Consider the following 23,342-nt stretch of genomic DNA (forward strand, 5'->3'; position numbering starts at 1 on the left):
GCCGTGCCAGTGCCCCTGCGCGAGGTGATCGCCGCGCTCGACGCCCGCTACGACCGCGCGCTGGCCGAGAGCTGGGACGCCGTCGGGCCGGTCTGCGGCGATCCCGACGAGCCGGTGGGCCGCGTGCTGTTCGCCGTCGACCCCACCAGCGCCGTCGTCGACGAGGTGGTCGGCACCGGGACCGACCTGCTCGTCACCCACCACCCCCTGTTCCTGACGCCGGTCCACGGCGTGCCGGCCGACGACCCGAAGGGCGCCCTGGTGCACCGGCTGGTGCGGGCCGGGGCGGCGCTGTTCGTCGCGCACACCAACGCCGACCGGGCGCCGGGCAGCGGTGTCAACGCCGCGCTGGCCGACGTCCTGGGACTGGTCGGGGCGGTGCCACTGGAGCCGGCCGGGGCCGACCCCGCGGCCGGGCTCGGCCGCGTCGGGGACCTGCCCCAGCCGATGACGCTGGCCTCCTTCGCCGAGCGGGTCGCCGCCGTCCTGCCGGAGACCGTCGGCGGCGTCCGGGTCGCGGGGGAGCCGCACCGCGTCGTGCGCCGGGTGGCCGTCTGCGGGGGGAGCGGCGGGTCGCTGCTCGGAGCGGCGGCCGCGGCCGGCGCGGACGTGTTCCTGACCAGCGACCTCAAGCACCACCCGGTCTCGGACGCGGGCGAGGTCGACGGCCCGGCGCTGTGCGACGTCGCGCACTACGCCTCCGAGTGGCCGTGGCTGCCAGTTGCCGCGGCGCGCCTCGCCGAGGACCTCGGAGGGCAGGTCGAGGTGGCCGTCTCGCGGCGCCGGACCGATCCGTGGACCCACCACGTCAGCTCGCGCGCGACCCAGGACGATCAGCTTTCCTGATCGTTCTGGGTCCTACCTCGCGGTCGACCGTGAGGAAGGACCCCTGATGATCAGGGACCCTGATCATCAGCGGGCATGCACGGGAAGGCACGGCGGCCGGGGGAGAGGCGTTCCCGCGCATATAGGTTGGCAGCGTGAAGGCCGACCACTTCGAGCAGCAGAAGCTCCTTGACCTCGCCGCTGAAGACGTCGCGCTGACCCAGCTGGCACACCGGCAGCGCACGCTGCCGGAGGTCGCCGCCGTCCAGGCCGCCGAGGAGGCGGAGCGGACGCTCTCCGCCGACGTCGTGCGCGCCGAGACCGAGGTCAAGGACCTGGGACGCGAGGTCAAGCGCCTGGAGTCCGACGTCGAGACGGTGCGGGCGCGCGAGGCCAAGGACCAGCGGCTGCTGGAGTCGGGCAGCGTCTCGCCCAAGGAGATGACCAACCTCCAGCACGAGCTCGACTCGCTCAAGCGCCGCCAGTCCGACCTCGAGGACCAGGAGCTCGAGCTCATGCAGCGGCTCGAGGACGCCGAGGCCACGCTCACCGCCGCGCAGCAGGGGCTGGAGCAGGCGCGGGCCGACCGCGAGCGGGCCGAGCAGGCACGCGACGACGCGCTGGCCGACATCGCCGACGGCACGAAGCAGCACGAGGCGGCGCGCGCCGAGGTGGCCGGGAAGATCTCCGCGCCGCTGCTGTCCCTCTACGACCGCATCCGCACCCAGACCGGGAGCACCGGCGCGGCGATGCTGCGGGCGCGTGCCTGCCAGGGGTGCCGGCTGGAGCTGTACGGCAACGAGCTGACCGCGGTGCGCAACGCCGACCCGCACGAGGTGGTGCGCTGCGAGAACTGCGGCCGGATCCTGGTGCGCACCGCCGAGTCCGGGCTGTGACCGGGCGGCGGCTGGTCGTCGAGGCGGACGGCGGGTCGCGAGGGAACCCCGGCCCGGCCGGTTACGGCGCGCTGGTGCGCGACGCCGACACCGGGCGGGTGCTCGCCGAGCGGGCGGCATCGGTCGGGCGGGCGACCAACAACGTCGCCGAGTACGGCGGCCTCGTCGCCGGTCTGCAGGCCGCGCTGGACCTCGACCCCACCGCCAGCGTCGAGGTCCGCATGGACTCCAAGCTGGTGGTCGAGCAGATGTCGGGCCGCTGGAAGGTCAAGCACCCCGACATGCAGCAGCTGGCCCTGCAGGCCCAGCGGCTGGCCCGGCAGCTCGCCGACGTCCGCTACACGTGGGTGCCGCGCGCCCAGAACGGCGCCGCCGACGCCCTGGCCAACAGCGCGATGGACGGCAAGCCGGTGCACCGCGATCCCGCCGCCGAGGCCGTCGTCGTCGAGGACGACGTCCAGCCGACCGCAGAAACCGCGCCGGTGATCACCACGGTGACGCACCTGCTGCGGCACGGGCAGACCGAGCACACCCCGGAGCGGCGCTTCAGCGGGCGCAACGAGCTGCCGCTCTCCCGCACGGGGCGGGCCGAGGCCGAGGCCGCGGCGCACCGCGCGAAGGACCTCGGCATCGAGGTCGTGGTCGCCTCGCCGCTCCGGCGCACCCGGGAGACCGCCGAGATCGTGGCGGGCGTGCTCGGGCTGCCGGTCGTCCTGGACGACGACCTCGCGGAGCTCGACTTCGGCGACCTCGAGGGGCTGACCTTCGACGAGGCCCGCGCCCGGCACCCGCTGGCTGCACGGCGCTTCCTGGAGGACGTCGCCGTGGCCGCGCCGAAGGGCGAGTCGGTCGCGGACGTGAGCGCCCGCGTCGCCCGGGCCCGCCGGCGGATCCTGGCCGAGCACGCGGGGCGCACGGTGCTCGTCGTCAGCCACGTGACGCCGATCAAGCTGCTGCTCGCGGCCGGTCTGGACGCCGGCGACGCGGTGGTGCACCGGGTGTTCCTCGAGGCGGCATCGCTGTCGTCGGTCGCCTGGTCGTCGGACGGACGCGCCACGGTGCGCCTGGTGAACGACACCTCGCACCTGCGCTGACGTGGACGTCCGCAGCCTCACCGCCGCGGACCTCGTCGTCCTCGACTGGCTCGACGACGGGACCCGCACCGGCCTGGCGGTCGCGGTCGGCGCCGGGCCGGGCCGGGCGCTCATGCTCGCCGCGTCCGGCCCGGCCGGACCGGTGGGCGTGCTGGCCGCCGACCTGCCGCCCTGGCGCGGGCGCACCGAGCCGTGGCTGTGGCTGGTGGAGGTGCGCCCGGGGTGCCGGGGGAGGGGGACCGGGACTGCGTTGCTCGCCGAGGCCCACCGACGCCTCGCGACGGCGGGCCACCTCGGCGTCGAGCTCGCCGTCGACGACACCAACGTGAGGGCCGCCGCGTTGTACCGGCGGCTCGGCTACGCGGCGGTCGGCTCGGGGACCGGCCCGGGTGACCCCTGGACGACGATGCGGCGCGCGCTCAGCGCGTAACGGCCGTCCGCGGCGCGCCCTGGTCCGCCAGCCAGGCCACCAGGTCGCCGGCGGGCAGCGGCCGGGCGTGCAGGTAGCCCTGGCTGACGTCGCAGTCGAGCGTGCGCAGGTGCCGCAGCGTCGGCTCGTCCTCGACGCCCTCGGCGACCACCCGCAGGCCGAGCCGGTGGGCCAGCTCGATGGTGCTGGCGACGATGGCCTCGGTCCGCCGGTCGGTGAGCAGGTCCGCGGTGAACGAGCGGTCCAGCTTCAGCTCGGCCACCGGCAGGTCGCGCAGGTAGGCCAGCGAGGAGTAGCCGGTGCCGAAGTCGTCGATGCTCACCGTGGCCCCGAGCTGGGCCAGCGCACCGACGACGGCGAGGCTGCGGTCGGGATCGGTGATCAGCACGCTCTCGGTGACCTCGAGGACCAGCGCTGCGGGAGCCAGCCCGTGCGCGTCGAGGAGTTGGGCGACCCGGCCGGGCAGACCGACGTCGAGCAGGTTGCTGGCCGAGAGGTTGACCGACATCCGCAGGTCCAGGCCCTGGCTCTGCCACTCGGCCGCCTGCGCGACCGCCTGCGCGAGGACGGTCTCGGTGAGCGCGCCCATCAGCCCGTGCACCTCGGCCAGCGGGAGGAAGTCGCCGGGGTGGAGGAGCCCGCGCTCGGGGTGCGCCCACCGCACGAGCGCCTCGACGCCCGAGACGTGACCGGTGGCGACGTCGAGCTGCGGCTGGTGGTGCAGGACCAGCTGGCCGTCGGTGAGCGCCCGGCGGAGCTCCTCGACGAGGGCGAGGTGGCCGCTGCTGTCGGCGTGGCGGCGGCTGTCGTAGAGGGCGACGCCGCCTCCCGAGCGCTTGGCGTCGTACATGGCCACGTCGGCGCGGCGGAGCAGGTGGGTGGGACGGACCACGTCGTCGTCGGTGCTGGCCACGCCGATGCTCGCCGAGGCGTGTACGAACATGCCCTCCACGGGGAACGGCTCGGCCAGGCGCTCGTGCAGGCGCGCGCCCAGGGCGAGCGCGACGTCGGCGGCCGGGGCGTTCGGCTCGAGGGCGGCGACGACGGCGAACTCGTCGCCACCCAGGCGGCCGAGGACGTCGCCGGCGCGCAGCGCCGGCTCGAGGCGACGGGCGACCAGGCGCAGCAGGTCGTCGCCGGCCGCGTGCCCGAGCGCGTCGTTCACCTCCTTGAACTTGTCGACGTCGAGCAGCGCCAGCGCGACGGGCGTGCCCTCGGCGGAGAGCTCCTCGACCCGGCGCAGCAGCGCGCGGCGGTTCGCGAGCCCGGTGAGCTCGTCGGTGAGGGCCTCGCGCCGCGTCACGGCCAGCGCGGCGATCTCGCGGACGTTGACCGCCAGGCGCGTCCCGGCGGCGACGGCGGCCAGCCCGGCGCACCAGACGGCGCCGGTCCCCGCGCCGATCAGCGCACCGGTCAGCAGCGTGGCGGTGGCCGCCACGATCACCACGTAGGCCCCGATGGTGGCGGCCGCCGGGTCGGTCGGCTGCGGAGCCGCCCGGCGGGACCGCAGCGTGGCGGCGACGGCGAAGCAGACGACGAGCAGGGGGTGCGAGACGGCCACCCAGCCCGCTCCCCGCCCGCCGGTGGCCAGCGCCGCCGCGGCCGCGCACATGTCGGCGGTGAGGGCCGCGACGACGAGCCATGTGCGCGGGTCGCGCCCCATCGCGCCCAGGAAGGGCAGGGTCAGCGCGGTGCCGACCAGGACGAAGCACACGGCGAACTGGCCGACCAGTGCCTGCAGCTCCCACCACGGGAGCAGGCTCAGCGACGGGACGGCGGGGACGACGAACACGTCGAGCACGGCCACCACGGCGAGCACCGCCGCGGAGCCGTTGAGCACGTCGTTCGGGTCGGCGAGGCTGGTCCCGTACCGGTTCCAGCGGACGATGCCCCCGTACCAGAAGGGGAAGACCGCGACGCCGGCCCAGAGCGCCGGGACGAGCGCCGCGTCGCCGGTCCCCGGCACCAGGGCCAGCACGCCGGCGGCGAGCATCCCGGCGGCGTAGACGCCGGCGCCGAGCGCCAGCCGGTTCCAGACCGCGCGCTCGGTCGTCACGCGGCGCGCCCGCCAGGCGAGCACGGCCAGCAGCAGCACGTGCATGGCCAGGACCAGCGGCAGGTCGGTGACCAGCGAGGTGCCTGCGACGAGCGCGGGGCGGAGGACGCGGACCGCGCCGAAGAGGCTGAACGGCACGGCGACGAGCACGAGGAGGCCCAGGAGCCACCGCGGCGCTCCGGGCAGCAGCCTGGAGCGCATGCGACCGGCCATGCGGGAGATATCGGCGGGCCCCCGGGAGCGGTGAACGAGGGCCGGGGCAGATCACCCCTGCGGGGGAGATCAGACCTGGAGGGCGACCCAGAGCGCCGTCGTCGCCGCCAGCAGGGTGAGCGGCACCGTCGCGAACCCCACCGCGGTGTGCTGGGCAGGCGAGGGCGCGCCGGGCCCCAGCACCCGCCGCCACAGCAGGTTGGCCAGCGAGCCGACGTAGGTGAGGTTGGGGCCGACGTTGACCCCGATGAGCACGGCGAGGACCGTCGCCGGACCACCGACGGCGGCGACCGGCAGCAGGGCGAGGGTCGCCGGCAGGTTGTTGAGCAGGTTGGCCAGCACGGCGGAGATCGCGGCGACGGCGAGCAGGGGGAGCAGCGCGTCCCCGTCCGGCAGGACGGCGCCGAGGAACGCCTCCAGCCCGTTGCGCAGGACGGCGAGCACGACCACGGCCAGGGCGAGGACGAAGAGGGCGAAGGGCAGGTCCGCCGCCTGCACGAGGTCGGTCCACCGCGTGGCCCCCCGGATCAGCTGGCGCGCGGCCAGGACCACCACGCCGAGCACCGCGGGCCAGACGGGCGGGATCCCGACGAGGGAGGTCAGCCCGAAGCCCACGACCACCAGACCCACGACGGTCAGGCCGACCACCGGGACGGGCGGCACGGCCGTGACCGGCTCGCCGGCAGGCTTGGTCAACTCGGCGCGGAACAACCAGCGGAGGACGAGGTGCTCGACGGCGACCGCCACCAGCCACGGGGCCGTCATCAGCGCCGTGAAGTGCAGGAACGACAGGCCGGTCGCGGCGAAGGCGAGCAGGTTGGTCAGGTTCGACACCGGCAGCAGCAGCGACGCCGAGTTGGCCAGGTGCCCGGTCGCGTAGGCGTGCGGCAGCGACGAGACGCGCATCCGGGCCGCGGTCGCGACGACCACGGGCGTGAGCAGCACGACGGTCGCGTCCAGGCTGAGCAGCGCCGTCACGAGGGCCGACAGGACGACGACCCGGGCGAGCAGCGAGCTCGCCGACCGGCCCGAGCGTCGAGCCGTGACCGCCGCGGCCCAGGTGAACAGCCCTTCCCGGTCGGCGAGGTGCGCGAGGAGCAGGATGACGACGAGGAAGGCGACGGTGGGCCCGATGGCCCGGACGGCGGCCTCGGCCTCGGGCGCGCCGACGGCGCCGACGAGGACCAGGAAGGCGGCGCCGGGCAGCGCGACGGCGACCGGCGGGACGCGCGGGGAGGCGGCCGTGGCGGCGAGCAGCGTGGCGGCCAGGACGATCGCGGAAACGCCGAGGGCCAGCAGGTCGACGCTCACCGGCGGAGGAAGAGGTAGACCGCGACCGCGACCCCGAAGGTGACGATGAGCAGCCGCAGGGGACCGGTCGGGATGCGGGTGGCGATGCGCGCGCCGAGGAAGCCGCCGAGCAGGTTGACCGGCGCCGCGACGGCGACGACGTCCCAGTGCACGTCGCCGAAGAGGCCGAACACGACGAGGGTGACCGTGGCGGTGACCGCCGACAACGCCGACTTCAGGGCGTTGGCCAGCTTCAGCCGGTGCAGCGCGACGCCGAGGACGCCGACCAGGATCACACCGAGCGCGCCGCCGAAGTAGCCGCCGTAGACGGTCGCCGCGAACAGGGCGACGTACAGCCAGGCGGGGTCCCTCCGGGGCCGGTCGCCCTCGTCGGGCAGCCGGCGGGTCAGGAGCGGCTGGACGGCGAGCAGCAGGCTGGCCAGCAGCACGAGCACGGGGACGATGAGGTCGAAGGCCCCCGACGGGGTGGTCAGCAGCAGGACGCTGCCCGTCGTCCCACCGGCCAGGGCGACCAGGCCCAGGCGGATCAGCCGGCTCCGCTGCCCGGCGTACTCGGCGCGGAAGCCGGCCACGCCGCCGAGGTAACCCGGCCACTGCGCGACGGAGTTGGTCACGTTGGCCGCGACCGTGGGCAGGCCGAGGGCGACGAGCGTCGGGAAGAGGATCAGCGAGCCGCCGCCGGCGATCGAGTTGACCACGCCCGCGACGAAGGCGACGCCCGCGGCGATGACCAGGTCGAGGGCGGGCACGAGCGGCGAGCCTACGGTGACCGCATGCGGAGGCCGGGCAGGGCGATCGGGCTGGCGGCGTTGCTCGGCGGGTCGGGCGTGATCCACCTCGTGCGCCCGCGCACCTACGAGTGGCTGGTGCCGCCCGAGCTCGGCGACGCCCGCACGTGGGTGAGGGCGACCGGGGTCGCGGAGCTGGGCACCGCGGCGCTGCTCTCGTCCCCGGCGACGCGACGCACCGGTGGGTGGGCCGCGGCGGGGCTGCTGCTCGCGTTCGTGCCCGCGCACCTGCACACGTTCCGGGTGGTGCCGAAGAAGCCGCTGCCGCTGACGGTGGCCGCGGTCCGGCTGCCGCTGCAGGTGCCGCTGGTGACCGCGGCGCTCCGGGTGGCCCGCGGCCGCTGACCCCCCACGGCGGACGGGTCGGCGGCAGACTGCGCCCATGCCGACTCCCCTGCCTGACGACTGGCAGCGCGCCCTGGTCGTGGCCGCGCACCCCGACGACATCGAGTACGGGCTGGCCGCGGCCGTCGCGGTGTGGACCGCGACGGGCAAGGAGGTGCACTACCTCCTGGCCACCCGCGGCGAGGCGGGGATGGCGGGCGTCCCACCGGCGGAGGCCGGACCGCTGCGCGAGGAGGAGGAGCGGCGCTCGGCTGCGGTCGTCGGCGTCAGCGAGGTGGAGTTTCTCGACCACCGCGACGGCACGCTGGTGGCCGGCCCCGAGCTGCGGCGCGACCTGGCAGCCGCGATCCGGCGGCACCGCCCGGAGCTCGTCGTCACCGGCTACTTCGGGGCGACCTGGACGCCGCCCGGGGTCTCGCCGGCCTACGTCAACTCCGCCGACCACCGCGCGCTCGGCCAGTGCGTCATCGACGCGGTGGCCGACGCCGCGAACGAGTGGATCTTCCCGGACCTGACCGAGGAGCGGTGGAGCGGCGTCACGTACATCGCCGTCGGGGAGATGACCGACCCGCCGCACGAGGTGGACGTCAGCGACACCGTCGAGCTGGCGGTCGCGTCGCTCACCGAGCACCGCCGGTACCTGGAGCTGCCGTCGGACGACCCCGTCGAGGAGCAGGCCCGCCAGGTCGTCGACATGTCGACGCTGAAGGAGGACGGCGGGCGCCGCGTCGGCTTCCGCCTCTACTGGGGCTGAGCGCCGGGGCCGCCCGGCCGGCCCGCGGACGCCCGCGGACGCCCGCGTCACGAGACTGTAATGACCTCGATCAGGTTGTGCGCGTTCCAAGTGGATCGCAGGGGGCATGGGGGGCGAAGGCCTTCCGAGAGGGCCTGCCAGGAGCGGTGGCTGCGCGGTCGTCCCGAGCACGCCATCCCTCCACCGGGTTCTTCCCCGATCCGGGCCACGACGTCGCACCATGCGGCGTCCGCACGACCGGGAGCAGGTTCCGAACCATGCCCCCCCGCCCTCTGCAACCACTGGGGGGCGGAACACCTGAGACGAAGGAGTCCCCCCCTTGCGCAAGGCATTCGCGCTTCCGACCGTCGCACTCGCCGCCGCGGCCTTCCCGCTGCTGACCGCGGGCACCGCGCTCGCCGACCACGACGGGAGCTACCAGGCGACGCTGAGCGCCGTGAACGAGTCGGGCGTCTCGGGCACCGGCGTGGTCACGCTGGCCGGGGACCAGGCGACCGTCACGGTCAACGCCTCGGGCCTGCTGGCCGGCTCGCCGCACGCCCAGCACTTCCACATCGGCGCACAGGGGACCTGCCCGGCCGACGGCCTCGCGGACGACGCGGACGGTGACGGCTTCGTGAGCGTCACCGAGGCCGCGAAGTACTACGGCGCCATCGGCACCTCGCTGACCACGGAGGGCGACACCGGACCCGACAGCGGTCTGGCCGTCGACCGGTTCCCGACCGCCGAGGGAGGCTCCCTCAGCTACGAGCGCACCTTCGCGATCACCGAGGATGTGCAGGAGGCCTTCGCCAAGGGCACCGCGGTGCTCGTCGTCCACGGCGTCGACAAGGACGGCAGTGGCGCCTACGACGGTGACGTCATGAGCGAGCTCGACGAGTCGCTGCCCATGGAGGCCACCGCCCCGGCCGCCTGCGGCCCGCTCACGGTCTCCCAGATGGGCACCATGCCCGCGGGGGGTGCCGACACCGGTGCCGGTGCCACCAGCGGCGTCGAGCACCAGGCCGCGATCGGTGTCGGTGCGCTCGCGGCTGCCGGAGCGGTCGCCGCGGGTGCGGTCGCGTACCGCCGTCGCCAGGCCACGGACCAGGCCTGACCGACCAGCCGGCGCCGCGCCGGGCAGCCCCCACTGCCCGGCGCGGCGCCGGCGCTCCACCACGGCCCGTGATCCCGGCCGTGGTGGCCCCGATCCGAAAGGAGTGCCCGTGGTGGACCGACCGAGCCGGTACGCCGGTTCGCGCACCTGGGCGCTGCTCGCCCTCGCGCTGGCGGTGGTCGCGGCGGTGGCGCTCGGGGTGGCGCTGACCGGTCAGCGGCAGGCCGTCGCACCGCCCCTCAGCGCAGCCCGGGACGCCCCGGCGGTTCCGCCGACGGCTACCACGCCGCCGCCTGCGCCCGCGAGGCAGGAGGCGGCCGAGCTGCCGGTGGCCGAACCGGTCGGGCTGCGCATCCCCGCTCTCGGGATCAGCAGTGACCTGCTGCGACTGGGTCTGCAGGCCGACGGCACCGTCGAGGTGCCGCCGCTGTCCGCCGTCGAGCGCGCCGGCTGGTACCGCGAGTCGCCGGCTCCCGGTGCGGTGGGCCCGGCCGTCCTGCTCGGGCACGTCGACTCCGCCGAGTCCGGGCCCGGCGTCTTCTTCGAGCTCGGCGCGCTGACACCTGGGTCGGAGGTGGAGGTGTCCCGGCAGGACGGGACGGTCGCGGTCTTCGCCGTCGACCGCGTCGAGCGCTACGCGAAGGACGACTTCCCGACCGTGCAGGTCTACGGCAACACCCCCGACCCGCAGCTGCGCCTGATCACCTGCGGCGGCGAGTTCGACCCGGTGGCCCGTAGCTACGAGGACAACGTCGTGGCCTACGCCAGGCTGGTCGGCACCCGCCCGGCCTGAGGCGCCCCGGGCGGCCGTCCCCCTAGACTGGCAGGACGACGGACGAGTCGGCTGGGCGGTCGCGTCGGCGGGGGAGACCCCGTCGCCGAGGAACGTCCGGGCTCCACAGGGCAGGGTGGTCGTTAACAGCGACCCGGGGCGACCCGCGGGACAGTGCCACAGAGAACAGACCGCCAGCGGCTCGCCGCTGGTAAGGGTGAAACGGCGGTGTAAGAGACCACCGCACACCGGGTGACCGGTGTGGCTCGGTAAACCCCACCCGGAGCAAGGGCAAGAGGGACGGCGGCTCGCCGCAGTCCTGCGCAGGCGTTCGAGGGCGGCCCGCCCGAGCCTGCGGGTAGCCCGCTCGAGCCTGCCGGCAACGGCAGGCCTAGATGGATGACCGCCCATCGGGAGGCCGTGAGGCACCCGTGGACAGAACCCGGCGTACAGGCCGACTCGTCCGTCGCCCCACCGTGGGCGATCGGCCCCGCGTGCCGCCCGACCTCGCGCGGCGGCTCGGCCGGCTGCGCCACTGCGCAGTCGAGCAGCAGGCCTGCCCACACCGGCCACTGTCGTCCGAGGAGTGTCGGGCCGGCATTCGGAGCCGGCGACGAACCGGAGGCGGAACGCCGAGAGGTCCGATGGTGGCCAGCGCGAACCCCCTGGCACCACCGTGCTGAGGACGTCGCTCTCGCCGGCCGCGGCCGTAGATCGGCGCAACCGCCTGTCAGCGCGTGTGCACCGCTGCAGCCGGCAGCTCCGCGGGGTCCGGTTCCGCGGCCCCGGTCGGGGCCGGTCCGGCGGACGTGTCGTCGCCTCGGCGCCGCCGGACGACTCCCTTCGCCTGACGGCGCTCTCGGCCCGAAGCCAGTGCAACAGCGGCCAGCAGGGCCACACCGTTGAACATCGCCGCGACCCACTGGACGCCGGTGACCAGCTGCAGCCCCTGCACACCGGTCGCCAGAACGAAGATGGCAAGAAGCGTGCCCCAGACGTTGAGGCGCCCTGGCACCAGCTGTGTCGAGCCCAGGAAGACGGCCGCGAACGCTGGAAGCAGCAGGGAAGCGCCGAAACTCAGCGAGGGACCGCTCAGGGAGACGAAGAGGACGCCGGCGAAGCCGCTGATCGTGCCCGAGGCCGCTAGGGAGATCCACGACCACCGGTCGACGGCGATTCCCGACAACCGTGCGGCCTCGGGGTTGCTACCGGACGCCCGCATGTACCGTCCGGCAGGCGTCTTCTCGAGTACCCACCACACCAGCACTGCGATCACGACGAGATAGACGACGACGAACTGGAAGCCGAAGATGTCCGCCTGCGTCATCGCGGTCCAGGCGTCGTTCACCACCGGCACGGGCTCCACGTTGCCCGTGATGATGACCTGGACCGCGGCGAGGATCGAGCCCATCGCGAGCGTGGCGATGAAGGAGCTCACCCGGAGACGGACGACGACGAAGCCGTTCACTGCGCCGACGACGAAGCCGACCACTGCGCCGAGGAGCACAGCGGGCAGGGGGCCCATGACGTCCTTCGTCTGGACGATGACCGCGGTCATCCCCGCCACGTTCGCCGTCGCACCGATCGAGAGATCGAACTGCCCGGTGACCATGGGGACGAGCAGCGCGAGGGCGGCGATCGCCGCGATCGCCTGCGTCGAGGCGAGCAAGTGCACCGTCGCCATGGTCGGGAAGGTCAGGGGGGCCAGCACGGAGAAGACCGCGATGAAGATGGCCCACAGGTACAGGCCGCTGAAGCGGTCGAGACCGAGGTGCAGCCGTCGGAGATCCATGGTCACTCGGCTTTCTGGGTCGAGGTGTGCTGGTGGAAGCTGTGATTGATGGCGTTCTCGTTGACGCGCTCGCCGGAGAGCTCCTCGGCAACGCGGCCCGCCCGCATGATCAGCACGCGGTCGCACAGGGTCACGAGTTCTTCTACGTCCGTCGAGCTGACGAGGACGGCGGTCCCCCGCGCGCTGGCAGACAGCACCTGCCGGTGCAGTTCGGCCTTGGCGCCAACGTCGACCCCCTGGGTCGGCTCGTCCAGCAGGAGCACGCGGGGATCGATCCGCAGCCATCGCCCCATGACGACCTTCTGCTGGTTGCCACCGCTGAACGTGCGCAGCGGTAGCTTCACGCCGTCCCGCGGGCGGACGTCCAGCCGCTCGAACCAGTCGGCGGAGTCGCGCTGCTCCGCTCCGGAACTGAGGAACCCGCGGGCCCAGAAGCGGCGCACGTCCGATATCGACAGGTTCTCCGCCGCTGTCAGGTCCATGAACCCGCCGGCCGCCTTGCGGTCCGGGGGTACGTAGGCCAGACCGGCACGAACGGACGCTGCGGGCCGGAACTGGGCGAGCGGGCGGCCCTCGACGCGAACTGATCCGCCGTCGCGAGGCCGGGCGCCGAAGATGGCCCCGAGAACGGATTCGCGGCCGGATCCCGTGAGGCCGTAGACGCCGACGATCTCACCGGCGCGGACGGTGAGGGACACGCCCGCGAGCACCTCGCCGGTGACGTCCTCGACCTGCAGGACGGGAGGAGCGCCGCCGGGCGGCGAAGCTGCGAGGTGGTCTGCCTCCCGCCGTACCTCCTCCAGCTCGCCGCCTACGAGGGCGTGCACCAGGTCGTCGCGGGACGTGTCCTCGACGGAGGCGCTGAGGACCAAGACGCCGTCGCGCAGGATGCTGACACGCTGGGCGAGGGCGTAGACCTCGTCGAGGTGGTGGGTCACGTACAGGACGCCTAACCCCTCGGCCGCGGCAGTCCTCAGCATCGAGTGCAGGTGGGCCACCTCGGACGCGGGGAGCGAGGCCGTCGGCTCGTCGAGGACCAGGACGGTGGCGCGCTCGGACCCGCTGAGCGCTCGCGCGACGGCGACCCCGGTCCGCTGGGCAGCCGTGAGGTCGGCGACCGGTGTCCGAGGGTCGATGTCGAGCCCGACCCGGGTCAGGGCCTCGCGTGCCACGGCAGTCATGCGGCGTGCCGACACGGTTCCCCACCGGGTGGGGAACCGGTTCCCGAAGTGCAGGTTGTCCGCGACGCTGGCGTCCTCGATGAGGCCCAGGTCCTGGTGGACGAAGCGCAGTCCGAGGGCGTGGCTGGACTCCGGCGTCCCGAACGCCAATTCCGTGCCGGCCACCCTGCAACGGCCGGCGTCCGGGCTGTGCAACCCCGAGAGAACCTTGATGAGAGTCGACTTACCCGAGCCGTTCTGACCCAGCAGCATGTGGATCTCGCCGGGCAGCACGGTCAGCCGGGTCGGCTGGAGCACCGTGCGGCCGCCGAAGGACTTCATCACCCCGTCCAGGGCTAGCGCGGGGGGCGCGGGCGCTGCCGCGCCCCCCGCGTGCTGCGCCGGACCTGAGTCCTGGGACAGCATCGTCAGCCGACCTGCCACAGCGCGAGGTACTGGTCCAGGGCACCTTCGGGCTGGTTGTAGGGGACGCTCACGTCCGCGGCGTTGTCCGCGTCGAGCACCTGGATGGGGGCGACAAAGTTGCCCTCGAACCCGTCGCTGTCGGTGATCGCGCGCAGGGCTGCGTCCAAGGCGCCGTAGCCGAGCAACTGGTAGCTGCTCACCGTCCACGCCCCCGCTCCGCCGTTCTGCAGTGCTGTGATCGCTGCTTGGTCCGCCTGGCGACCGACCACAGTGATGTCGGTCAGCCCGGCGGCCTTGGCGGCGGCGTCGAACCCGTTGGTGTATGCGGCGTTGTCGAACACCACGTACTTGATGCCGGGATTCGCCCTCAGCGTGTTGACGGTGGTCGGCACGACCTGGCCGTCGCTGACCTGCGCGGCGGTCAACTCGATGGTCTGCAGCTCGCAGTCCGGGCACGCCGTCCCCAGCTCGCTCTCGAGCCCGTCGGCGACGGCGAGGTAGGACGGATAGGCCGTGACGTTGGCGTGCAGCACCTGTCCGGTCCCCTCGGAGTCGACGGCGATCCAGTCGGCCAGCAGGCTGCCCACCGAGTTCTCCTGGTCGCAGTTGCTGGGGCCGGCGATGATCGTCTCGGTCGCCTTGACCGGACACACCCCGGCCGCCACGATCGGCACCCCCGCCTCCTCGTAGGCCTTGACGGTGGCCTCGCCGTACAGGTCGGGCGACACACCCGTGACGACGACGGCCGATGGCTCCTTCGAGAGAGCCGTCATCAGCGCCGACTGCAGGGTCGCCGGGTTGGCCGTGTCGTAGGTGACCTCGTCGTAGTCCCAGTCGATCGCCTCGGCCGCCTCCTGGACGCCGTCACCGATGATCGACGTGGCTGGGACGGCGTTGGCGAGAAAGATGACCGAACCGGACGACGGCGGCGCCTCGCTCAGCTCCGTGGTCTGAGAGATCTCGGTGGGCGCCTTGAGTGCCCCGTCGATGTTCTCCTGCGCCTGGTCGAGGCCGCTGGTGTCGCCGCTCCCTGCCGACGCGGAGGCGCCGTCTTCCCCTGCGCCGCATGCGGCCAGCGTGAGCGCGGCGGTGGCGAGGAGTGCGACGGCGGCACCCGGCCGACGGTGCGGCCGGCGGCCGGCTGAGGACTTCGAGATCGACTTCACGACGGACCAGCTTTCTGCGGGACCTCGACGGCCCGGACGACTCAGGGACAGGAACTCGGCCGCTCTCCCTGCCGCCCGTCGATGCGGGAGGCCCGTCGAGGACCGAGGCGGAACCGGGGGATCGCTGGTGGGTCGGACGGACAGGCTTGCTGCTTTCACCCCGACGCCAGTCGCTGGCGTGGCACGAGACTAGGGTCACATCGGCGACGCGTCAACAACCACGTTGATAAGGTCTCGGACGAGAACGAGTGGGTCGCTGAGCCGACCACCGCTCGACTTCGTGAGACCGGACAGTGCGGAACGAGCCGGTATCAACCAGCGTGTTGACAGCATGCCCCTGAGGCGGTGTGCTGCAGCCCCGGTCCCTGAGCGTCATCGTCGATCGGCCGGAGGGACACGGATGGCACAGCTCACGACGCGGTCCCGGTACGAAGGAGCGCGTCTCGTCACCGGCGGCGTCCTGCTCGACACGGCCGGGATCCTGCCGGTCGGCCTGGTCGGCGCTCTGGCCGCGCCCATCGGCGAGTCGCTCGCTCTCACCAGTGGGCGGCTGGCCGTGGTGGTCACCGGCTTCTTCCTCACCGGCAGCGTCACCGCGATGCTGCTCGGGAGCCGCATCGACCGGGCCGGTCCACGACGGGCTGCTGGTGCCGCCGGCATCGTGACCGTGGCCGCCGTGCTCGCGGTCGCGGTGCTCGCCCGTCACTGGGTGGTCCTGCTCGCGTCGATCTGCGTCTGCGGCGCCGCCTTCTCCATCACCATGCCGGCCACCAACGCGCTCCTGCGAGCCCGTATCCCGGAGGCGCGGCTGGCGACCGTGGTGAGCATCAAGCAGTGCGCGGTACCCGTGGCCCTGCTGCTCGCGGGGACGGCGGTGGCGACGGTCGAGGACTGGCGGTGGGCGTTCGTGGCCGTGGTGGCCGTGCCCCTCGCCGGTTGGTCACTGCTCCCACGGTTCCCCGTGCCACGGGGCGACGCCGACCCGGGGAGTGGTCGGTCCGCGCGCCGGGGGGTCCTCTCCGTCGGTGTGAGCGTGGGCCTGGCGTCCCTGCTACCGGGCGCGCTGACCGGATTCGCGGTACTCACGCTCACGGACGGGGGCCTGGCCGCGCCCGTGGCCGGCGCCGTCGTGATCGCGGCGAACGTCCTGGGCATCGTCGTGCGTCTCGGGGCCGGCGTCTGGGCGGACCGGAAGGGATCGGACGGCTACCGTCCGGTCGCCGTCCTCATGGCCGCCGGAGCGGTCGGGGCCGTCCTGCTCGGGACCGGTCCGGTGCCTCTGCTGATCGCCGGGGCGCTGCTGGCCTACGGCTTCGGGTGGGGCTGGTCGGGACTGACCTACTTCCTCGTGGTCAGGGGCCCCGCCGAGCACGCCGGCTCGACCAGTTCCGTCATCCAGGCCGGTGGCATGGCGGGCTCGGCCAGCGGGCCGCTGGCGATGGGCCTGCTCCTCCAGGCGACGGACCACACCGGTGCGTGGTGGTGCGTCGCCGCCTTCACGGCCGTGGCCGCGCTGGTCGTCGCCCGTGCCGCGTCCGCGCGGCGGGCGGATCAGCCCAGGGCGTCGGTGTAGAGCGCCAGCTCGTCGCGCATGCTCCTGGGCACGCTGTAACCCGTGGGGTCGCAGATGGCGTCCCAGTTGTCGCGGACGTCGGCCCAGGAGGCGTCCCGCCCGACCCAGCCGGGCGCCTCGGCGAGGAACATCCGTGCGATGCGCCCGCCGCCCACGGAGAACGCCTCACCGGTGGCCGGGCAGGAGTCGTGGCAGAGCCACGCCACGAGCGGGGACACCTGGTCCGGGGACAGGCGCTGGAACAAGCCACCCATCAGGTCGCTCGCCCGGGCGCGGTCGCCGTCCTTGCTGCTGCTCATCCTGGTCAGCGCGAGGGGTGCGATGGCGTTGGAGCGGATACCGTGCGGCGCCCCCTCCACCGCGAGCATGCGCATCAGGCCGAAGACCCCGGCCTTGGCCGAGCCGTAGTTCGCATGCCCGGGATTGCCGAACAGACCGGCCGCGGACGTCGTGAAGACGACGTGGCCACCGCCCTGTTCGCGCATGTGCGCCCAGGCGGGGCGGGTGACGTTGTAGGACCCGCGCAGGTGCACGTCCAGCACCGCGTCCCAGGTCTCCTCGTCGAGGTCCTCGAACACCTTGTCCCGGAGGATGCCGGCGTTGTTGACCACGATGTCGACGCGTCCGAATTCACGGACGGCCGTCTCGATGAGGGCCTGTCCACCGGCCGCGGTCGCGACGGATGACGTGTCGGCCACGGCTTCGCCGCCTGCTTCGTCGATCTCGCGGACGACGTCGTGAGCGGGGGAGGGCGAGGAACCCGAGCCGCTCACGGAGCCCCCGATGTCGTTCACGACGACGGCGGCGCCCAGCGATGCGAGCAGGCGGGCGTGGGAGCGGCCGAGGCCGGCGCCGGCTCCCGTGACGACGGCGACCCGCCCGCGGAACGGGACCTCGTCCTCAGGCGACACGGGCCGGCTCCGCTCCGGTGGGCGTGCTGATACCGGCCAGCTCGGCCGTGATCTGCAGTGCCAGGAAGCGCGAGTACAGGCGGCAGTCGATGAGCGAGCCGCCCATCACCCAGAAGCCGTCCTGTGCCGTCCGCTGCCACATGTTGCGCATGATGTGGTTCTCGTCGAAACCCCAGATCGGCCCGACGCGGTCGGCGACCGCGTCGCCCAGCAGCCGGCGCACGCCCTCCTGCTGGTTCTCGTATCCGGTCGCCAGGACGATCACGTCGAACTCGGTGTGCGTGCCGTCGGTCGAGAGCAGACCAGTGGGGGTGAACCGGTCGATGTCCCGCGACTGCATCAGACCGATCTTGCGATCCGCGATGAGGTCCGAGCACCCCACGTTGATGTAGTAGCCGCCGCCCTTGCGCAGGTACATCATGTGGAACCCGGTGGCGTCCGGTCCCGGGGTCGTCTCGAAACCCACGGCGTTGAGCCGGTCGAGCAGGTCCTTGTCGAGGGCCGTCGTGCGCTTGGTCAGCCACTGGTAGGTCTCGTGCAGCACCGGATAGGGGATCGCGGCCGTGATGAGGTCGACGTCGTCGACCGGAGGGCCCTCGGAGTAGACGGAGTACACCAGCGTGCCGCTGGGCACCAGGCTCACCACGCACGTGGGGCTGTTCTGCATGATGGTGACGCTCTCGGCGCCGTTGCTGTAGAGGTCCTGGGCGACGTCGTGGCCGCTGTTGCCGGTGCCGATGACCAGGGCTCGCTTGCCCGCGTACTCGAGGCCGGAGGAGAACCGGCTGGAGTGCCTCACGGTGCCCGTGAACTCGGCGAGACCGGGCAGGTCGGGGATGCGGGGGACGTCGCTGACGCCCCCGGTCGCCAGGACGAGATGGGGCACGCGGAGGGTTCGCACCTCGCCGTCGGCACGGCGGACCTGGGCGGTCCAGCTGGCTGTCGCCTCGTCGTAGGACCCGGACAGGAACTCCGTGCCGGTCCAGACGTTGAGCTCCATGAACTCCGCGTAGCCCTCCAGCCAGCCGGCGAGCTTGTCCTTCGGCATGAAGGTCGGCCAGGTCGGGGGGAAGGGCAGGTAGGGCAGGCTGTTCGCCCAGACCTCGTTGTGCAGGGTCAGCGAGTGGTAGCGGTTGCGCCAGGTGTCGCCGACACGGGGGGTCTTCTCCACGATCAGCGCGTCGACGCCCATCTGACGGAGCCGGGCGCCCAGGATCAGGCCCGCCTGTCCGCCCCCCACCACCAGGACTTGAGGGTCACGATCTGCGTACTCCTGGTCCTTGCGGCGGAGGTCCAGCCAGTTGTCGCCGCCGAAGTTGTGCGAGTACTCCTCGCCGGTCGGGCGCCGTGTTCCGCTGCGCTCCTCGTGCCCCTCGAGCTCCTGGAGCGTCGTGAGCATGATCCAGACGAGCGGCTGCTCTGAGGTGTCACCCGGCAGCAGACGGACGAAACCGGTGCCCGCGCCGACTGCCGTCGTGAAGTCGAAGTAGCCCTCGATGACGTTCCGAGCGGACCGCCGGACGAGACGGGGAGGCGTCCGGTCCGTCGCGGGGCGGACGTCCCGTATGCCCACGTCGGGCAGGTGGGCGGAGAGGGCGGCCTCGATGTCCGCGTGGCCGGCGAAGGTCCGGTAGGCCCACGTGAAGGACAGGATGTCCTTCCAGTAGCCGTCGTGGGAGAACAAGGCAACCACGGCGGCGGGGTCGCCGCTCTCGAGCGCCGCGCCCAGGGAGGCGACCCAGGCGTCGAAGACCGCCTCGACGTCGGTCGTCTCGTTCGTGTCCACCATCGTCATGTGAACGCATCTCCTCACGAGGGGGCGGCCGGGGGTCCCGGCGCTGGGCGGAACGACGGGCGTCGGCGCCTTCGTGGCGGCGCACGCCCCGCCGGCCGAGCGAGTTCAGTAGAGACCATGCCGTCGGGTGCTGTCAACACATACGTTGACAACTCGCGGCGAAAACCTGTTGCCCTGATCGCGGTCAGGTCACCCGTGCATCGTCTTCCCGCAGGTTGGAGAGGGCTCGGTCGAGAAGCGAGCGGGCAGGCGGAGTGCGACTCTGCGGCAATTTGTCAACGTGAGCGTTGACGAGTGCGTCGGCCCTGCGTACGGTCGGCGGCGTTCCCCTCAAGGAGGCTGTCGTGTTCGAACTCGATCTGTCCGACGAGCAGCGAGCGCTCGTCGAGAGCATCCGCTCTGCCTGTGCCGGTTTCGACGACCGGTACTGGACCGAGCACGACCGTGACCACGTGTTCCCTGACGAGTTCTTCGAGGCGATGGTCAAGGTCGGGGTGGTCGGCATGCTCGCCGACGAGGAGTACGGCGGCGGCGGCGCGTCCATCGAGGACGCCGCTCTGGCGCTCCAGACGATCGCGGCGAGCGGTGCCGGGATCAACGGTTGCTCCACCGTGCACCTGTCGATGTTCGGCTTCCACCCGGTCGTCCGCTGGGGCTCGCCGGAGCTGAAGGCCAAGTACCTGCCCCGGGTTGCTGCGGGGGACATCCACGTGTCGTTCAGCGTGACCGAGCCGGATGCCGGCAGCGACACCACGCGCATCTCGACGCGGGCGATCCCGACCGAGGACGGCTGGGTGCTGCGCGGCCGGAAGGTCTGGATGACGAAGGCGCTGCAGTCCACGTCTGCTCTGGTGCTGGCCCGGACCTCGGCCGTGGGGGAAACCGCACGACCGGTCGACGGGCTGTCCCTGTTCGTCGTGGATCTCGATCCGGCCCACGTCGACATCGTGGCGATCGACAAGATGGGCCGGAACGCGGTCGCGAGCTGCGAGGTGGTCTTCGACGACCTGCCCATCCCGCGGGAGAACCTCGTGGGGGAGGAGGGCAAGGGCTTCTACGCACTGCTCGACGGGCTGAACCCCGAGCGGGTGCTCGTCGCCTCCGAGGCCATCGGGCTGGGCCGTGTCGCGATCGAGCGAGCCGTCCAGTACGCCAACGAACGGATCGTCTTCGGTCGGCCGATCGGCAAGAACCAGGGCATCCAGCACCCTCTGGCGGACGCGCACATGCAGCTGATGGGCGCGTCGGCGATGGTGCGGGTCGCCGCCCGGCTCTACGACGCAGGCAAGCCGTGTGCGGCCGAGGCCAACACGGCGAAGTTCCTCGCCGGCCGTGCCGCGTTCTTCGCCTGCGACCGGGCCGTCCAGACCCACGGTGGGTTCGGCTACGCCACCGAGTACCAGGTGGAGCGGTTCTTCCGGGAGTCACGACTCCTTCGGATTGCCCCGGTCAGCGAGGAGCAGATCATGAACTACGTGGCCGAGCGCGAGCTCCACCTGCCCCGCTCGTACTGAGTCCTCCGGTCGACCGCCCCGGGTGGACCCCGCGGCGCCCTGCGCGCCGGCTCGCCGCGCCGCGCGGCCTTTGGAACCCGACTACTTTCGTTCGTCAACCTGCCTGTTGACGGCACGCGTTCGAGCACATTCCGTAAGCCTCGTGCAGCGCACGAGTGAACGTTGACGCGGGCAGCCTCGGCTGTCAACGTCGATGTTGCCAGCCCGCCACGACGTCGTCGGCGGTGGGACTCGTCTGAGTCAAGGAGCACACATGAGCGACAGTGAAGGCCGCCTCTTCATCGGTGGCCAGTGGGTCGAGCCCTCCTCGTCCGAATGGCTCGTGTCGATCAACCCGGCGACCGAGCAGGAGTCGGGTCGGGTGCCGGCTGCCAACGCCGAGGACGTCGACCGTGCCGTTGCCGCCGCGCGTGAGGCGTTCGACCGGGGCCCCTGGCCGCGGATGTCCGTCGAGGAGCGCAGCGTCGTGCTGAGGGAGGCGGCCGCCTACCTGCGGGAGCACACCGAGGAGATCGCCCGGGTCATCACGTCGGAGATGGGGTCTCCGATCGCCCAGTCCATCCACGTGCAGGTGCCCCGGGCCTACCAGATCTGGGAGTACTTCGCCGATCTGGGCAAGACGTTCCAGTGGACGGAGCGCCGCGATGCCTACGACGTCGTCAACCAGGCGTCGGAGATCGTCATCGAGCACGAGCCGATCGGCGTCGTCGCAGCCATCGTGCCGTGGAACGGGCCCCAGATCGTCGCAGCGATGAAGTGCGCACCGGCCCTGATCTCCGGGTGCACCGTGGTGCTCAAGCCCTCCGAGGAGGCTGCGCTCAGCTTCAGCTACCTGGCCGAGGCGTTCCGCCGGGCCGGGCTGCCGGACGGTGTCCTCAACATCGTCCCCGCCGACCGGGTGGTCAGCGAGCACCTCGTGTCGCACCCCGACGTGGACAAGGTCTCGATCACCGGCAGCGTGGCGGCCGGGAAGCGCGTGAACGAGCTCTGCGCGGCCCAGATGAAGCACTGCACCTTGGAGCTCGGCGGGAAGTCCGCGGCGATCCTGCTCGACGACGTCGACCTCCACGCCGCGATGGCCTCGCTCGGCCCGATCATGGCGTTCATCAACGGGCAGGCCTGCAACGCGCCCACCCGCCTGCTCGTCCCGCGGAGCCGCTACGACGAGTACGCCTCGGCCCTGGTGGAGACCATGCGGGCGCTGCCCTACGGCGACCCGTCCGACATGAACACCTTCGTCGGGCCGCTGGCGTCGCGGCGTCAGCGCGACCGGGTCGCCTCCTACCTGGAGCTGGGCAAGCAGGAGGGGGCCACCGTGGCCCTCGGCGGTGGGATCCCGGCCGACCGTCCGGTCGGCTGGTACGTCGAGAAGACGGTGTTCACCCACGTCGAGAACTCCATGCGCATCGCCCAGGAGGAGATCTTCGGGCCGGTCTACTGCGTCATCGCCTACGAGGACGAGGCCGACGCGATCCGGATCGCCAACGACACACCCTTCGGCCTGGCCGGGAGCGTCTGGACCTCGGACCCGAAGCGCGGTTTCGAGGTGGCGCGTCAGATCGTGGCCGGCACGGTGGGCGTCAACTCGCACACGATCGACATGGCCGGGCCCTTCGGCGGCATGAAGGACTCGGGCTTCGGCCGCGAGTGCGGCACCGAGGGCATCGCGGACTACACGCAGCTGAAGACCCTCATGCCGCCCGTCGGCACCTACGTCTGAGCGCATTGGACCCGCCGAGAGGGCGGTGGCGTGCCGGGTCCGCCGGTGCGCCGCCGCCCTGTCAGCGATTGAGCGCCCCTGGCCCCTGCTCGAAGGGCACGATTCGGGGAGGGGCCGCGGTCGGTCCGAGCCCTATTCGCCGGCCGTCGTCCCTGGCCGGCGGACGACGGGGTCGGGGAGGGAACGGGCCGCTGTCAGGACCTCGCCGTCCCGGGTCAGCACGTGGCATGCGTCGCCGAGCTGCGGCGCCAGGCCCAGTCCGACGGCCATCCACGCTCCGGTGGACCGCGAGGCCCTGTCGTAGGGCAGGTGCTCGTTGATCTGGAGGAAGAAGCTGAGGGTGGTCAGCTCCGTCAGGCTCAGCAGCAGACTGGTGAGGTGCGTGCACCCGGAGGTGCCGCCGCCGACCCCGAGGACCTTCCGCCGCCACCCTGACTGCAGCGAACCCCCGACGAGTGCAGCGCACGCCGCCAGAGCGCGCGGGCACAGGTCGTACGGGTGCGTGGGCGCCTCGGCCTCGAGCTCCAGGACCTCCAGCTCCCGGGTCACGCGTCCGACGACGACGAAGTCGTGGACGACGACGGAGTCGGCCGCCGTCGCGTAGTTCCCACCGAACGACTCGTCGGTCAGGGTGGCCCGGAAGGTGAAGGTGCCGTCGTCCTGCGGGGTCACCTCGAGCAGTCGCCGGCGTTCCATCCGCACCGG

Annotated in this window: 20 protein-coding genes and 1 other RNA gene; 12 read left to right on the forward strand and 9 right to left on the reverse strand. The window is 72.7% G+C overall.

All coding sequences use genetic code 11. The annotated features are described in order from the left end of the window. Nucleotides 1-3 precede the first annotated feature (3 nt). From DCS98_RS15810 to DCS98_RS15825, 4 genes are all read left to right on the forward strand, one after another. Nucleotides 4-846, forward strand: coding sequence for a Nif3-like dinuclear metal center hexameric protein (locus DCS98_RS15810; protein ID WP_241038113.1), 843 nt, complete (start codon nt 4-6; stop codon nt 844-846). Nucleotides 847-980: 134 nt separating this feature from the next. Then, nucleotides 981-1,721, forward strand: coding sequence for a zinc ribbon domain-containing protein (locus tag DCS98_RS15815; protein ID WP_116452350.1), 741 nt, complete (start codon nt 981-983; stop codon nt 1,719-1,721). Further along, nucleotides 1,718-2,815: a bifunctional RNase H/acid phosphatase gene (locus DCS98_RS15820; RefSeq protein ID WP_116452351.1), complete on the forward strand. Its 1,098-nt coding sequence runs from the start codon at nt 1,718-1,720 to the stop codon at nt 2,813-2,815. The genes DCS98_RS15815 and DCS98_RS15820 overlap by 4 nt, the downstream gene beginning before the upstream one ends. A gap of 1 nt (nt 2,816) precedes the next feature. Continuing rightward, a complete protein-coding gene (locus DCS98_RS15825) occupies nt 2,817-3,245 on the forward strand; it encodes a GNAT family N-acetyltransferase (protein WP_116452352.1) in 429 nt (142 codons plus the stop codon). Here the strand turns inward: DCS98_RS15825 and DCS98_RS15830 are convergent. The 3 genes from DCS98_RS15830 to DCS98_RS15840 form a co-directional block, all read right to left on the reverse strand. Then, nucleotides 3,235-5,502 carry a putative bifunctional diguanylate cyclase/phosphodiesterase gene (locus DCS98_RS15830; RefSeq protein ID WP_164704604.1) on the reverse strand — a complete coding sequence of 756 codons (2,268 nt, stop codon included), beginning with the start codon at nt 5,500-5,502 and terminating at the stop codon, nt 3,235-3,237. The genes DCS98_RS15825 and DCS98_RS15830 overlap by 11 nt on opposite strands. Before the next feature lie 81 nt (nt 5,503-5,583). Then, entirely contained in the window at nt 5,584-6,825 is a 1,242-nt protein-coding gene (locus tag DCS98_RS15835; RefSeq protein ID WP_206340293.1) for an SLC13 family permease, read from the reverse strand. Next, nucleotides 6,822-7,574 (reverse strand): sulfite exporter TauE/SafE family protein, encoded by a 753-nt coding sequence (locus tag DCS98_RS15840; protein WP_116452354.1) that lies wholly within the window; start codon nt 7,572-7,574, stop codon nt 6,822-6,824. The genes DCS98_RS15835 and DCS98_RS15840 overlap by 4 nt, the downstream gene beginning before the upstream one ends. A 24-nt stretch (nt 7,575-7,598) precedes the next feature. Here DCS98_RS15840 and DCS98_RS15845 point away from each other — a divergent pair, with 24 nt between their 5' ends. From DCS98_RS15845 to rnpB, 5 genes are all read left to right on the forward strand, one after another. Beyond that, on the forward strand, nt 7,599-7,958 hold the full coding sequence (locus DCS98_RS15845) for a DoxX family protein (RefSeq protein ID WP_116452355.1): 360 nt from the start codon (nt 7,599-7,601) through the stop codon (nt 7,956-7,958). A 37-nt stretch (nt 7,959-7,995) separates the two neighbouring features. Further along, nucleotides 7,996-8,712, forward strand: coding sequence for a PIG-L deacetylase family protein (locus DCS98_RS15850; protein ID WP_116452356.1), 717 nt, complete (start codon nt 7,996-7,998; stop codon nt 8,710-8,712). A gap of 319 nt (nt 8,713-9,031) precedes the next feature. Further along, entirely contained in the window at nt 9,032-9,808 is a 777-nt protein-coding gene (locus DCS98_RS15855; RefSeq protein WP_116452357.1) for a hypothetical protein, read from the forward strand. A gap of 109 nt (nt 9,809-9,917) precedes the next feature. Beyond that, entirely contained in the window at nt 9,918-10,601 is a 684-nt protein-coding gene (locus DCS98_RS15860) for a class F sortase (protein ID WP_241038115.1), read from the forward strand. A 43-nt stretch (nt 10,602-10,644) separates the two neighbouring features. Then, nucleotides 10,645-11,046: RNase P RNA component class A (gene rnpB / locus DCS98_RS15865), an RNA gene on the forward strand. Between the two features lie 264 nt (nt 11,047-11,310). On the opposite strand, the gene DCS98_RS15870 is transcribed toward rnpB, so the two are convergent. The 3 genes from DCS98_RS15870 to DCS98_RS15880 form a co-directional block, all read right to left on the reverse strand. Next, a complete protein-coding gene (locus DCS98_RS15870) occupies nt 11,311-12,372 on the reverse strand; it encodes an ABC transporter permease (protein ID WP_116452358.1) in 1,062 nt (353 codons plus the stop codon). 2 nt (nt 12,373-12,374) lie between these two features. Beyond that, a complete protein-coding gene (locus tag DCS98_RS15875) occupies nt 12,375-13,874 on the reverse strand; it encodes a sugar ABC transporter ATP-binding protein (RefSeq protein ID WP_206340294.1) in 1,500 nt (499 codons plus the stop codon). An 86-nt stretch (nt 13,875-13,960) separates the two neighbouring features. Next, nucleotides 13,961-15,124: a sugar ABC transporter substrate-binding protein gene (locus DCS98_RS15880; RefSeq protein WP_116452360.1), complete on the reverse strand. Its 1,164-nt coding sequence runs from the start codon at nt 15,122-15,124 to the stop codon at nt 13,961-13,963. Between the two features lie 400 nt (nt 15,125-15,524). Between DCS98_RS15880 and DCS98_RS15885 the strand changes: the two genes are divergently transcribed. After that, nucleotides 15,525-16,697, forward strand: coding sequence for an MFS transporter (locus DCS98_RS15885; RefSeq protein ID WP_164704605.1), 1,173 nt, complete (start codon nt 15,525-15,527; stop codon nt 16,695-16,697). On the opposite strand, the gene DCS98_RS15890 is transcribed toward DCS98_RS15885, so the two are convergent. Together DCS98_RS15890 and DCS98_RS15895 are read right to left on the reverse strand one after the other, a co-directional pair. Next, nucleotides 16,676-17,608 (reverse strand): SDR family NAD(P)-dependent oxidoreductase, encoded by a 933-nt coding sequence (locus DCS98_RS15890; protein WP_116452362.1) that lies wholly within the window; start codon nt 17,606-17,608, stop codon nt 16,676-16,678. The two genes, DCS98_RS15885 and DCS98_RS15890, sit on opposite strands and share 22 nt — an antisense overlap. Then, entirely contained in the window at nt 17,598-19,403 is a 1,806-nt protein-coding gene (locus DCS98_RS15895) for a flavin-containing monooxygenase (protein ID WP_206340295.1), read from the reverse strand. The genes DCS98_RS15890 and DCS98_RS15895 overlap by 11 nt, the downstream gene beginning before the upstream one ends. 344 nt (nt 19,404-19,747) lie before the next feature. Here DCS98_RS15895 and DCS98_RS15900 point away from each other — a divergent pair, with 344 nt between their 5' ends. Beyond that, a complete protein-coding gene (locus DCS98_RS15900) occupies nt 19,748-20,917 on the forward strand; it encodes an acyl-CoA dehydrogenase family protein (RefSeq protein WP_116452363.1) in 1,170 nt (389 codons plus the stop codon). Nucleotides 20,918-21,170: 253 nt separating this feature from the next. Continuing rightward, nucleotides 21,171-22,637: an aldehyde dehydrogenase gene (locus DCS98_RS15905; RefSeq protein WP_116452364.1), complete on the forward strand. Its 1,467-nt coding sequence runs from the start codon at nt 21,171-21,173 to the stop codon at nt 22,635-22,637. A gap of 132 nt (nt 22,638-22,769) precedes the next feature. Here DCS98_RS15905 and DCS98_RS15910 read toward each other — a convergent pair whose 3' ends face one another. Continuing rightward, a complete protein-coding gene (locus tag DCS98_RS15910) occupies nt 22,770-23,333 on the reverse strand; it encodes a DUF2889 domain-containing protein (RefSeq protein WP_164704606.1) in 564 nt (187 codons plus the stop codon). Nucleotides 23,334-23,342 lie beyond the last annotated feature (9 nt).

This window comes from Blastococcus litoris, from assembly GCF_003075095.1.
In the GTDB taxonomy this organism is placed as follows: Bacteria; Actinomycetota; Actinomycetes; order Mycobacteriales; family Geodermatophilaceae; genus Blastococcus_B; species Blastococcus_B litoris.

Bases quoted from the DNA above. Each gene is read 5' to 3' on its own strand.
- DCS98_RS15885 (WP_164704605.1), top strand. From the start codon at position 15,525: ATGGCACAGCTCACGACGCGGTCCCGGTACGAAGGAGCGCGTCTCGTC.
- DCS98_RS15830 (WP_164704604.1), bottom strand. From the start codon at position 5,502: ATGCGCTCCAGGCTGCTGCCCGGAGCGCCGCGGTGGCTCCTGGGCCTC.
- DCS98_RS15910 (WP_164704606.1), bottom strand. From the start codon at position 23,333: ATGGAACGCCGGCGACTGCTCGAGGTGACCCCGCAGGACGACGGCACC.
- DCS98_RS15905 (WP_116452364.1), top strand. From the start codon at position 21,171: ATGAGCGACAGTGAAGGCCGCCTCTTCATCGGTGGCCAGTGGGTCGAG.
- DCS98_RS15850 (WP_116452356.1), top strand. From the start codon at position 7,996: ATGCCGACTCCCCTGCCTGACGACTGGCAGCGCGCCCTGGTCGTGGCC.
- DCS98_RS15875 (WP_206340294.1), bottom strand. From the start codon at position 13,874: ATGAAGTCCTTCGGCGGCCGCACGGTGCTCCAGCCGACCCGGCTGACC.
- DCS98_RS15895 (WP_206340295.1), bottom strand. From the start codon at position 19,403: ATGACGATGGTGGACACGAACGAGACGACCGACGTCGAGGCGGTCTTC.
- DCS98_RS15845 (WP_116452355.1), top strand. From the start codon at position 7,599: ATGCGGAGGCCGGGCAGGGCGATCGGGCTGGCGGCGTTGCTCGGCGGG.
- DCS98_RS15870 (WP_116452358.1), bottom strand. From the start codon at position 12,372: ATGGATCTCCGACGGCTGCACCTCGGTCTCGACCGCTTCAGCGGCCTG.